Consider the following 11,447-nt stretch of genomic DNA (forward strand, 5'->3'; position numbering starts at 1 on the left):
TGCAATCGACCCGAGCGTATGGTTAAATCGTCACAATGAACGACACCACCGATTCCAGCCCCACCACGCCCCGCGCCAGTTCCGGTCGCGGTCAGCGCCTCAGCGCAGACGATTGGGCACAGGCCGCGCTGGACCTGATCGCCGAACAAGGTGTCGGTGCAGTCGCCGTAGAACCACTGGCGCGCCGGCTCGGCGTCACCAAGGGCAGCTTCTACTGGCACTTTCCCTCGCGCGACGCGCTGCTGCAGGCAGCCCTCGAACGCTGGGAGATATTCGAACAAAAAGAGGTGTTCGGCAGCCTGGAAGACGTCCCGGATCCCAGCGCACGCTTACGCGCGCTGTTCCAACTGGTCGCGCACGAAGTCAAACCGCACGTCATCTACAGCGAACTGCTCAAGGCACTCGACCACCCGGCCGTGCGCCCGGTCATCGACCGCGTCTCGCAACGCCGCCTCGACTACCTGATCGCCTCGTTCCGCCAGGCCGGCCTCACCCGCACCGACGCCCAACACCGCGCCCGCCTGGCCTACGCCGCCTACGTCGGTTTCCTGCAGCTGTCGCTGCAACTACAGCAACCCAAGCAGGCCCGCGAAGACTTCGAAGCCTACGTCGAGCATGTGATTCAGACGTTGATTCCGGGGTAGGTTTCAGGCGTTTCTGCAGCTGCTCTAAGAAGATTGATTGTCTAGTTCCAAAGCAAAACAAAGCGGGCCGGATAACCGGCCCGCTTTGTTTTTACACCTCGTCTCTTAGAACGCGAAGGTAACACCCAGCGTGTAGAAACGGCCAATTGCATCGTAGAAGTTCGGGAACGTGTTGCCGCTGTTCTGAGAGGTGTCGCCGATCGTATTGCCCACAACCGGAGCTTTCTTGTCGGTCAGGTTTGCTACCGACAGGTTGACCGAAGAGTTGAACGGCAGTTTGTAGTTCACGCCGAAATCGAAATAGCTGTAAGACGGGATTTCGGTGTAAGACTCGAACCAGGTGCCAGTGTTCGGCTCCACTTTCATCTTGCTGCTATAGCGCCATGCGAGCGATACCGAAAGGTCGTTGTAAGACCAGCTGGAGCGCAGGATGGAGCGATACTTAGAGTTAGGTGTGCAGCTGACGCTGTAATAGCCCAGGCAGTCGCGGTTTTCAGACTCGGGCGTAGCCTGGGATTCCAGTGTTTGCACCAAAGTCGCGTCGTAGGCGAGGTTCAAGCGTCCGAGGGTGCCGGGCAAGTCGAAGCCATACTTGACCCCGAGGTCGAAGCCATCAGTCTTCAGAGTGCCCTGATTGCTGAGCAGCAACGACACGCCACGCGAGGTAGTACCGTTGAAGGTGCCGGTCAGCGGCGAGCGGCCCACCAGCGCGCAATTGCCGTTGAAGGTCAGCCCCGGGTTGAGCGCCGGGTCATAGCAACCCGAAATCACGTCATCCACGCTCTGCGAAGAGATGGTCTTCTCCATTTCGATCTTCCAGTAGTCCAGCGTCACTGCGAAGTTCGAGGTTGGATTCCAGACCAAGCCGATCGTCTGTGTATCGGCCTGCTCAGGCGTCAATAGCGGATTGCCGCCAGTCAAAACGTTGACTTGTCCGGCATTGGGCTGAGCGACAAGACCAGCAGAGCCAGCCGGGACACCGGTCTGCACGCACAGATTAGAGAGTGTGCCGGGAGTATTGGCTTGTGCCGCACTAATTGCCGCACCTGCACACGGATCAGTGTCCAGATTTCCGAGGCCGGTTACCTGAGGAGCGAACAGCTCGCCAATTCCGGGAGCACGGTTCGCACGCTGAAACATGCCGCGGAAACGCAGGCTTTCGATCGGTGCCCAGTTGAGGCCGTACTTAAAGCTGCCGTACTTGTCACCCGTGTTGGATGTAGTCGAAAAATCGGAGTAGCGATATCCGCCCTCGAGCGACAACGCATAAATTCCCGGGACGTTGTCGATTAGCGGCACAATCAGCTCAGAATAAGCCTCATTGATCGTGAATCCGCCGTTGCGATCCGGTACTGGTGCACCGGTACCCATCACCTCGCCCTGGATCTGGTTTGGACCGTCAGAACGGGTCGCCGCAGTGGCGCGACGGTGTTCTGCGCCCACCGCGACACCGATCGGATACTCGGACCATGGGCTCTTGAAACCACCCAGGTCGCCCGAGAAGTTGAGTGCTGCGTTGTCTTGTTCAACATTCTGGACGGAGAAAGCGCTCAGATTGATGAAGTTGATCGCTTCCGGCGAGATCGAGCCTTCAGGACCCCATATGTTGAGTGGGACGCACCCATTGCTCGGGTCGACGCATGTCGTTCCATCAAGCGACATCAGAGCCTGGCGCGTCTTTGACAGCGAACCCCAATTGCGGCGCTCCGCCAACTGCTCGGACTCACCATGCGACCAGAATGCGTCGTACTTCCAGCTGTCCGAAATGGCACCACGGAGTCCAACAGTAGCCTGGAAGGTCTTGGTATCGTATCGGTCTGCGCGTGGGCCAAGCTCGGTCAGACGACGGCCGACGGTCAGTCCTTCAATCATGGTCGGATCGCCGGCAACGCAGTTGCCCGCAGCAATGCCGTAAGCCTGACACAACTGCTGGCGTGCCGGTTCGGGGATAAGCGGATTTCCGATCGGCATGTCGAACGCCTCTTGGAACAGTCCGCTCGGCGCAAGCGAGGCCTCGACGCGAGAGCGCGTGTAGTTCACCTGACCATAGGCTTCTGCGTGTTCGTTTATCTCATAACGGCCAAGTGCAGTGGCCTGGTAACGATCAAGCGCAGTCTGGAAAAGGTTGACCGGATTAAAGTTGTAGGTCTGGACTGAGTTAACAATCTGACCAGTGGTGGGGTCGATCTGGCCACGGCCGTCAAGCGTGCCGTCTTCGCCCGGAGCACCCCACACGCCAGGAGGACCGGCGATGAGTGAAGGCACGGTTGTGCCGGAGCCCTGCGGATTACCACTTCCGGACGAGCGCGACACTTCACCCCATGCGCGATCACCTTGGAAAACTGGATCAACTTTGGTGTGTCCAACGCTGAAGACGACGTTTCCTTTGCCATCAGCCGAATTGGCGCCCATCGTAGCTTCGATGCGCTGGCGTGCGCCGTCGCCATACTTGGATTGACCGTAGGAGCTCTGAACTTCCACGCCTTCGAAATCGCGGCGCAGAATGAAGTTGGCCACGCCGGAGATGGCATCGGCGCCGTAGACCACGGATGCGCCGCCTGTTAATAGATCCACGCTTTGAATCAGCGCAACTGGAATCGTATTGGTGTCGACAACACCCGACAGATCGTAGGGCACCGGACGGCGGCCATCGACCAAGACCAGTGTGCGATTCGAGCCCAGTCCGCGTAGATCGATCTCTGCAGCGCCAGTGGTGCCATTGTTGGTGCCAGGGCCGACGGTAGGCGATACGCTCGGCAATTGCTTCACGAACTCTTCAACCGCAATGGGTTGCGTGCGCATGAATTCCTCGCGCTCGATGCTCGTGACCGGGCTGCTCGTGGTCAGGCCGGGCGTTGAGATGCGGCTACCCGTTACAGTGATGGTATCGAGCGTGGCTGCTTCGCTGGCAGGCGCACTCTGCGCGACCGCGGCTGACGACAGGGCGGCGTTGCTCACACCAATGACCAGCGCAAAAACAACAGCATCGCGCAGCTTGTTGGACTTCAAATTCATTAGCTCTCTCTCCAAGTGATCTTGGGTACTGCCAAGGGTTGTTTGCCTGGCGGGGGTTCCGAAAGAAGCGGATCCAAAACGTCAGGGTGAACCGATGGTATATGCGTTGCGCGAAGAATTAAAGTCCCGTTAACGAAAAAGAAGAAAGACGTGAAACAGAGGCGCGCGGCAGCATCCAGAACGAAAAACGCCACCGGCGACAAACCGGTGGCGTTCTGGGAAAGTACTTTTGAATCAGTGGCTTACAGGTCTTGTTCGTACCGAACGTACGGGATCGTGCCGTCGTTGTTGCTTTCATTGTTCGGGGCGAAGGGATTTTTGCCGCGGGAGATGACATTTTCCGCGCCGACTGTCAACTGCCCGCTCCAGGGAGTGCGCCAAGTCAGACCGAGCCCTAAGCCTTCCCATTTTTCCGGCTGGCCGGGAACGTCGACCACGCGGCCGATGACGTTGGCGCTGAAGGCACCATAGCCGCCGCCGACGCTAAGGGTCTTGGTGTCCCACTGGTCTGCGATGGCCGGGGAGACGTCTGCCAAGGGCACCAGCCGCGCGCGGGCATAGGTGCCGCCGATCGAGACAAAGCCTTCGCGGCCGATGTTCTTCTGGCCGAACACGGTCAGGTCGTTCTGTTCGACGCGGGTCAACGGTGCCTTGCCGGCGCCGATCAACCAGGCGGGCAAGGTGTCGCGGCCGGTGCCGGCGGTGACGCCAGCGCGTGCGCCAGCGCGATTGAAGCCCAGCGTCGCCGAGACCCGGCGCGATGCGGCAGCGCTGTCGTCTTCTTCGTCGCCGATGCCGGCAAGCAGGCAATGGCTGGCCAGACCGTTGATGTTGGTGCCACGGCTGCTGTTGCAGATCAGGCCCAGCGAATCGCCCGAGGTCAGGCCGAAGGCCGCATCCAGCGAATTGCGTCCAAAGTGCCAGCGTGCGCCGGCCTTCTGCTCGCCGGTCGGCTCCAGATACAGGAAGGCTTCCACCTTGCCGCTGCCCTTGTTCCACACCGGCAGGATGGTGCTTTCGCGCAGCTGCTGGGAGGCGGCCGACTGCGCGTGCACACCCGTGGCTGCCGCAAGGGCAACCAGCAAAGCGAGCGGAAGGCGCAGGAGGTGTCGCATACCAGAGTTCAGACCCAGGAGGAGTTGTTAAGTTCCCGAGAGCGGGCGACGAGAATGCTAGGGTGTTTATGATTATTTAACAAGTGGGTACGTTCCCCAGAAAGCACCCGTCAAACCTTTCTACTGCAACCTTTCCGGCGCTTCCAGCGAGGGTTGCGCTGCGCTGAAAAGTACGTCGAGGGCGGTCAACGGAAAGTGATACTCACGCCCGCAGAACTCGCAGCGCACCTCGACTTCGCCAGTCGCCTCCGCCGCTGCGCGGGCTTCTTCTTCGCCCAGGGACTGCAGCATCGAGGCGACCCGCTCGCGCGAGCAGGAGCAGCCGAAGCTGAGCGGCTTGTCGCCGAGCAACTGCGGCTCTTCTTCGTGGAACAGGCGTTGCAGCAGGTCTTCGCCAGCCACCGACAGCAGTTCCGGGGCACCCAGAGTATCGAACAGCGCGCCGATGCGGGTCCAGCCGTCGTTGTCGCCCTCGTCGCCGGGCAACTTTTGCAGCAACAGGCCGGCCGCCTGGTCCGGGCCTGCGGCCAGTAACAGGCGGGTCGGCAACTGCTCGGACTGGTGGAAATAGGTTTCGAAGGCTTCGGCCAGATCCGGGGCCTGCATGCCGACCAGGCTCTGGTAGCGCTGCGGTTCGCGCGGGTCCAGGCCGGGATTTTCGATGGTGATCGCCAGTAGTGCGGCTTCGCCCAGTTCGCGCAGGTCGGCGGGTGCATCGGCGCCGTCGGCCAGTTGCACGATGCCGCGCAAGGTACCGGCTGCGGTGCATTCGGCGAACAAGGTGCGCAGTGTTTCATTGCCGCGCAGCTGTACCGACAGACGTCCGTCGACCTTGGTATGGCCGGTGAACAATGCTGCGGCCACCGCCGCTTCGCCGAGCAACTGGCGTGCGGCAGGCGGGTACTCGGCCGCGCCTTGGATGTCGTGCCAGGCCTGGGTCAGGCGCACGTGGACGCCGCGCACGCCGGCGGCAGGCAGCAGGAAACGGGAAAGCTGATCGTGATCGGTCATGGGAACATCGGACGTAAGGGACGCCGGTTGCCGGATAATGCGGCAGGCATCGGGATGAATAGGTCGTAGCAAACAATGGGGACGGATGCATTGGATGGCAAGCAGGTAGCACCAACGCGGCGCGCTCGGCGCTGGCTGCGCTGGGTGTTGGCGGCACCGTTGTTGTTCGCCGCCGCGAGCGTGGTGCAGGTGCTGGTGCTGCGGGTGGTTGATCCGCCGATCAGCAGCATGATGGTGGGGCGCTATCTGGAAGCCTGGGGCGAAGGCGACTGGAATTTTTCGCTGCATCAACAATGGCGCGACTACGACAAGATTGCTGCCAGCCTGCCGATTTCGGTGGTGGCTGCGGAGGATCAGCAGTTTCCAATACATCACGGTTTCGATCTGCAGGCCATCGAGAAGGCGCGCGATCACAATGCGCGCGGTGGGCGCGTGCGTGGGGCGAGCACGATCAGTCAGCAGGTCGCCAAGAACGTGTTCCTGTGGCAGGGCCGCAGTTGGGTGCGCAAGGGCCTGGAAGCCTGGTACACGGTGCTGATCGAGCTGTTGTGGCCGAAGCAGCGCATTCTGGAGATGTATCTCAACGTGGCCGAATTCGGCGACGGGGTGTATGGCGCGCAGGCCGCTGCCCGGCAGTTCTGGGGCAAGGATGCGGCAGGGTTGTCGCCGACCGAATCGGCGCGTCTGGCGGCGGTGCTGCCCTCGCCACGTCGCTATGACGCACGGCGCCCCGGGGCCTATGTGCAGCGGCGCACCGCGTGGATCCAGCGGCAGGCGCGCCAGTTGGGCGGTCCTGCGTATCTGCAGGCGCCATGAGCATGAGCGCGTTAGAAACAGCGCAACTGCCGGCTGCAACAGATCGCCTCACGGTGGTGATTGCGGCCTACAACGAAGAGACCAGCATTCCGTTACTGCATCCGCGTCTGTGCGCAGTGCTCGCTGGCTTGAGCGGATTGGAAACGCACGTGCTGTATATCGACGATGGCAGCAGCGATGGCACCTGGACTGTGTTGCAGGCGCTTGCCGATGCCGATGCGCAGGTGAGTGCGGTGCGGTTGTCGCGCAATTTCGGCAAGGAGGTTGCCATTTCTGCGGGGCTGGATCATGTGTTGCCCGGCGCGGTGGTGCTGCTCGATGCCGATGGGCAGGACCCGCCGGAGTTGATCCCGGAGTTCGTTGCGCTGTGGCGTGCCGGTTACGACAACATTTTCGGCACGCGGATTTCCCGCGAGGGCGAGAGCTGGTTGAAGCGCAGTGCGGCGCATGCGTTCTATCGGGTGATCCGGCAGTTGTCTCGCACGCCGATTCCGGCCGATACGGGGGATTTCCGGTTGTTGTCGCCGCGTGTGGTGCATGCCTTGCAGCAGCTACGCGAGCGCCACCGGTTCATGAAAGGCCTGTTCGGCTGGGTCGGGTTTCGCCAGGTGGCATTGCCATACCGGCGTGCGCCGAGGCTGTCGGGACGCAGCAAGTTCACGGTGTGGCGGTTGTGGAATTTCGCGCTGGATGGCATCACCAGTTTTTCCACGGTGCCGTTGCGCGCGGCGACCTATCTCGGTTTGCTGACCGCACTGGTGGCGTTCCTGTTCGGTGGCTGGGTGGTGATCAAGGCGGCCTTGCTGGGCGACCCGGTGGCGGGTTGGCCGACCATGATGTCGGTGATCCTGTTTCTGGGCGGGATCCAGCTGATTGCGTTGGGCTTGATCGGTGAATACCTGGGCCGGCTGTATGACGAGGCCAAGCAGCGCCCGCTGTATCTGGTCGATACCCACTGCGGCGCGGTGGGAGTAGTCTGCGATCACCAGACCAAGCGCGGAGCGGGCCATGCAGACCGTACGACAGCTGTTGGGGACCAAACAGGTTGAGGTATTTGCGGTTGCGGCCGACGCCGCAGTGATCGAGGCGATCCGCTTGATGGCCGAGAAGGGCATCGGTGCGGTGTTGGTGATGGACGGGCCGCGCCTGATTGGCATCGTTTCCGAGCGCGATTACGCGCGCAAAGTGGTATTGCGCGATCGCGCCTCATCGACTACCAGCGTTGCCGAGATCATGAGCACCGAAGTGGTGACAGTATCGCCATCGGACACGGTGGAGCGTTGCATGCAATTGATGACCGATGGACGCTTCCGGCATCTGCCGGTGGTCGAAAACGGCCGGGTGCACGGGGTGATTTCCATCGGCGATCTGGTCAAGGCGGTGATCGAGAACCAGCAGCGCGATATCGATCAGTTGCAGCGTTATATCGCGAGCTGACACCGCGCTGGCTGAAGCCTTGCAGCCAAGAGTGGCTACAAATTTGCTGCGCCCACCGCTAGATTGGTGCGGCCGGCTTTTTGGTTGCAAACGTGCACATTGCAAGGTGCGATGTTCTCAGCGCTTGCGGTACCTTGTGGCGGCATGAATGCCTTTACGGAGCTCCATGGATGGATGCACCGGGTGTTCCGAAGCGGTGAGAGCATCACGCCCGCAATCCGCTTGGTTTGGGAACATTTATCGGTTTGGGAGCATTCAAACTGCGCTGAAGCTCTCGTCCGGCTTGCTAGGGGATTGAACGGTGCGGATGGCTCGGTTTTAGAGCGGATGATCTGCGGCTTGGCTGCAGGGCCCTTGCCCGCCCACCCTCGCGGGACACGCCGCAAGTACGTCCGTGTAGGCTCTTACGCGGCATCCATGCCGCGTAAGGTCCCGCGACGGTGGACGGGCAAGGACCAGTGGAGATGGTCGGTGTGCGTGGTTGCGATTGGTGCACGCTGCGCGTTCGACCGATGATGGTGCGGTCTGATCAGCTCAGTTCGATTCGACTGACGTCACTGCTATTTCCGACACTTCACTCGTCAACGAAGGCGAGTGCGGCGAAGATTCTGCCGCACTGGATACAGCGATCGAGCTGTTTTGTTGGTCACTTCAAGTCGCGCAGTTGGGCTACTTTGCGAACTTGCCGCCGCAGTCGCTGTCCTTGCCGGGGCCTGGTTCGAAGGTCGCGAGCAATGCTGCGGGCGGGGCGATCATGCCCAGGCCGACGGCAAGCGCGCCACGTAGTCCCAATGCTTTGAAGTCCGGCCGGAAGCTGGGATCCTTGAAGGTGCCGCCGATTCGCAGCGGCGAGCGCAGGCTCAGGATGCTGCGGTCCTTCGGACGTGGACGAAGCAGCAGATCCAGCGTTTCGTCTTTGAGGCTGATGCTGCCTTCGCCAATGATGATGGTGTCGGTGCTATCGAAGGCCAGGGCGCGCGATTGCATCAGGCCGTCTTGCACACCTAAGTCGCCGAAAATGCAGCGCACCGGAATCTGACGATCCTTGGTGAACAGATATTTGAGCGACTCGGCAATGTCCAGGCCGGCCAGCTCCATGATCAGATTGCCCACATGACCCCGGCCCATGCCAACGCCGATCGTGCCATCGGCGCTGCCGAGCATCGCGGCGATCGAGTTGCCGCGACCACGCAGATCGAATTCGCCCCCGATGGCGCCCGAGGCTTGTTTTGCGAGCGCGGTGTCGGGGAATAGCTGATCCAGCCGAATCCCGCGAAGGCCGGCCTTGAGTTGCGTGGTGATCACTTCGTTGCGTGCATCCATGCGGATGGTGGAGCGGATATCGCCGCCGGCAACGCCGAAGTTGAGCGGGTCCAGTTGCAACAGGCCGTCCTTCAACGTCAGCGAGGCATCCATGTCGTCCAGCGGCCACGATGGTGCGTTGATGCGCTGTGCGCGCCAACGCACCTGCGCATCCATCGCGCGCAGTTTGGACAAGTCATAGGGCGTGCTGGGCAACACACGCGCACTGGCGGCAAGTTGTGCAGCCTGTTTTTTCTGTTCGGCATTTGCCGATTCATTCGTGCCGGTCTTCGGTGGCGCACCGATGAAGCCGGCCAGATCGTCGAAATCCAGGCGTTTCGACGCCAGATCCGCACGCAGGAACGGGCGCTTGTTGCGTAGGTCCACCTCGGCAGTGCCGGCAAGATCGCTGTCGCCAGCGGTGCCGGTGAACTTTTCATAGCGCCAGATCTTGCCGTTGCGGCGCAGATGTCCGTCGAGTTTGTACGGCGGCGTCGACGGCATGGCGACGCCGGTCAAGGGATACAGGTCCTGCATGTCCTGCCCACTGAGCGCCATCTGCAGATCGAAGACCTGGAACTGGAAGGGGTTCGTCAGCGTGCCGCGTACGTGCGTACGGGTGGCGCCGGCGCTGCCGCGCAGATCGATGCGGAAAGGATGCTCGCTCTGGCTCAGCTCCATCGGCGAAGCGGTGTCGCCCTTGAGCGTGAAGGGGTAGCCCTTCCAGCGGCCTTTGCCGTCGATGCCGATCGGCGCTGCACGCTGATCGCTGCTGGGCGGTGCGAGACTGTTGATCGCCACATCCACATCCGAGCGGTTGGCGGCATCGATATATTGCAGCCGCCCGTTGTGGACCAGCAGGCGCCCAAGCCGTGGCAGCGTGCCGTCGCCATCGTCCTGATCGAACACCCAGTTGCCCGGATGCGTGTCGTCGCCCGCTTCCAGCAGTACCTTCGGGTGATCCAGGCGAATTTCCGGCAAGCGCACATTGCCGCGCAGCAATGGCCACAACTCGACATCGATCTCGGCCGAATTCAGTTCGGCCATCGGGCCGCGCTTGGACCACTGCGCATTGGCCAGGCTCAGCCGGTTGCCACGCACGGTGGTGGTGCGGCCCAGTTTCACATCCAGATAGCCCAGATGAAATTCGCGACCGGTCTTGGCACTGACCACGCGCTCGACCGGGCCACGTAGCCAGTTCCACTCGAACAACAGCACGAAGATCACCACAAGGACGGCGACGATGCCGAACCCGATCAACCAGCGTCGACGACGTGGTGTGCGGGGAGGGGGAGTCGCAGCGGTGTTGGTCACAGTGTTCACGCGGGCCATGGTTGGCGACAGCTTGTGCACGGCGCGCGAACGCGCCGTCAATCGTCTATCACAGCACCTGCGCAGATCACACCACTTGCGCAATCACCGCAACGAAGTGACAAGCGCTGCCGGCCAGCACGAACAGATGCCAGATCGCATGGAAATAGCGTTGGGTGTCGCGCTGATAGAAATACGTACCCAAGGTATAGAAGAGCCCGCCGGCCAGTAGCCAGCACAGCGACCAGGTATCGACCGAGCGTAACAGGGGCTGGATCGCGACCAGGATCAGCCAGCCCATCGCCAGATACAGCACCGTGGACAGCAAGCGAAAGCGTCCGGTGAAAAACAGTTTGAAGATCACCCCGGCGGCGGCAATCGTCCAGATGGCGGCGAACAATCCCCAACCCCAGGAGTCGCGCAGATTGATCAGCGTAAACGGCGTATAGGTGCCGGCGATCAATAGATAGATCGCGCAATGATCCAGTATCTGCAACCGTGCTTTGGCACCCGGATGCGGGATGGCATGGAACAAGGTAGAGGCGACGTAGAGCAGCACCAGGGTGGCGCTGAAGACGATGGAGGTAGCCAGCTGCCAGCCATCGCCATAAATGGCGGCCAGCGTGATCAGCACCGAGCCACCGGCCAATGCGGCAATTGCGCCCAGGCCGTGGGTCACGGCACTGGCTATCTCGTCGCGCAGGTCGGTCGAGGGGGAGGCGTCTGCGTTCATGCCAAAAATGTACCGTAACTGCGAGCAATTCGCATCGCCAGCAGTTGCATTTTCATGCGTCGG

At 61.4% G+C, this 11,447-nt stretch carries 9 protein-coding genes; 4 read left to right on the forward strand and 5 right to left on the reverse strand.

Translation table 11 applies throughout. The features are described from left to right. Positions 1–35 precede the first annotated feature (35 nt). Complete coding sequence (locus tag XcyCFBP4188_RS01805) at positions 36–644, forward strand: TetR/AcrR family transcriptional regulator (RefSeq protein ID WP_006452679.1); 609 nt, start codon at positions 36–38, stop codon at positions 642–644. Between the two features lie 105 nt (positions 645–749). Here XcyCFBP4188_RS01805 and XcyCFBP4188_RS01810 read toward each other — a convergent pair whose 3' ends face one another. The 3 genes from XcyCFBP4188_RS01810 to hslO all read right to left on the reverse strand — a co-directional run bounded on the left by XcyCFBP4188_RS01810 (position 750) and on the right by hslO (position 5,785). Further along, a complete protein-coding gene (locus tag XcyCFBP4188_RS01810; RefSeq protein ID WP_104591532.1) occupies positions 750–3,659 on the reverse strand; it encodes a TonB-dependent receptor domain-containing protein in 2,910 nt (969 codons plus the stop codon). 242 nt (positions 3,660–3,901) lie between these two features. Continuing rightward, positions 3,902–4,741, reverse strand: a complete 840-nt coding sequence (locus tag XcyCFBP4188_RS01815; RefSeq protein ID WP_043889850.1) for an XOO1806 family protein — start codon at positions 4,739–4,741, stop codon at positions 3,902–3,904. A 153-nt stretch (positions 4,742–4,894) separates the two neighbouring features. Beyond that, positions 4,895–5,785, reverse strand: a complete 891-nt coding sequence (gene hslO, locus XcyCFBP4188_RS01820; protein ID WP_006452682.1) for an Hsp33 family molecular chaperone HslO — start codon at positions 5,783–5,785, stop codon at positions 4,895–4,897. 75 nt (positions 5,786–5,860) lie between these two features. Here hslO and mtgA point away from each other — a divergent pair, with 75 nt between their 5' ends. From mtgA to XcyCFBP4188_RS01835, 3 genes are read left to right on the forward strand one after another with little or no spacing between them, the layout of a single operon-like run. Next, entirely contained in the window at positions 5,861–6,601 is a 741-nt protein-coding gene (gene mtgA, locus XcyCFBP4188_RS01825; protein ID WP_006452683.1) for a monofunctional biosynthetic peptidoglycan transglycosylase, read from the forward strand. Between the two features lie 2 nt (positions 6,602–6,603). After that, entirely contained in the window at positions 6,604–7,650 is a 1,047-nt protein-coding gene (locus XcyCFBP4188_RS01830) for a glycosyltransferase family 2 protein (RefSeq protein ID WP_104591533.1), read from the forward strand. Then, positions 7,610–8,038, forward strand: coding sequence for a CBS domain-containing protein (locus tag XcyCFBP4188_RS01835; protein WP_006452685.1), 429 nt, complete (start codon positions 7,610–7,612; stop codon positions 8,036–8,038). Before XcyCFBP4188_RS01830 ends, XcyCFBP4188_RS01835 begins: the two co-directional genes overlap by 41 nt. A gap of 669 nt (positions 8,039–8,707) precedes the next feature. On the opposite strand, the gene XcyCFBP4188_RS01840 is transcribed toward XcyCFBP4188_RS01835, so the two are convergent. Further along, complete coding sequence (locus tag XcyCFBP4188_RS01840; RefSeq protein WP_104591573.1) at positions 8,708–10,672, reverse strand: AsmA family protein; 1,965 nt, start codon at positions 10,670–10,672, stop codon at positions 8,708–8,710. Between the two features lie 67 nt (positions 10,673–10,739). Then, complete coding sequence (gene trhA, locus XcyCFBP4188_RS01845; RefSeq protein ID WP_023904694.1) at positions 10,740–11,384, reverse strand: PAQR family membrane homeostasis protein TrhA; 645 nt, start codon at positions 11,382–11,384, stop codon at positions 10,740–10,742. Positions 11,385–11,447: the final 63 nt, after the last annotated feature.

The sequence above is a fragment of the Xanthomonas hortorum pv. cynarae genome (genome assembly GCF_002939985.1).
Lineage (GTDB): Bacteria > Pseudomonadota > Gammaproteobacteria > Xanthomonadales > Xanthomonadaceae > Xanthomonas > Xanthomonas hortorum_D.

What these genes read in the sequence shown, in the direction of transcription:
- trhA (WP_023904694.1), bottom strand. Translation starts at nt 11,384, where the DNA reads ATGAACGCAGACGCCTCCCCCTCGACCGACCTGCGCGACGAGATAGCC.
- XcyCFBP4188_RS01835 (WP_006452685.1), top strand. Translation starts at nt 7,610, where the DNA reads ATGCAGACCGTACGACAGCTGTTGGGGACCAAACAGGTTGAGGTATTT.
- hslO (WP_006452682.1), bottom strand. Translation starts at nt 5,785, where the DNA reads ATGACCGATCACGATCAGCTTTCCCGTTTCCTGCTGCCTGCCGCCGGC.
- XcyCFBP4188_RS01805 (WP_006452679.1), top strand. Translation starts at nt 36, where the DNA reads ATGAACGACACCACCGATTCCAGCCCCACCACGCCCCGCGCCAGTTCC.
- mtgA (WP_006452683.1), top strand. Translation starts at nt 5,861, where the DNA reads ATGGGGACGGATGCATTGGATGGCAAGCAGGTAGCACCAACGCGGCGC.
- XcyCFBP4188_RS01840 (WP_104591573.1), bottom strand. Translation starts at nt 10,672, where the DNA reads ATGGCCCGCGTGAACACTGTGACCAACACCGCTGCGACTCCCCCTCCC.
- XcyCFBP4188_RS01810 (WP_104591532.1), bottom strand. Translation starts at nt 3,659, where the DNA reads ATGAATTTGAAGTCCAACAAGCTGCGCGATGCTGTTGTTTTTGCGCTG.
- XcyCFBP4188_RS01830 (WP_104591533.1), top strand. Translation starts at nt 6,604, where the DNA reads ATGAGCGCGTTAGAAACAGCGCAACTGCCGGCTGCAACAGATCGCCTC.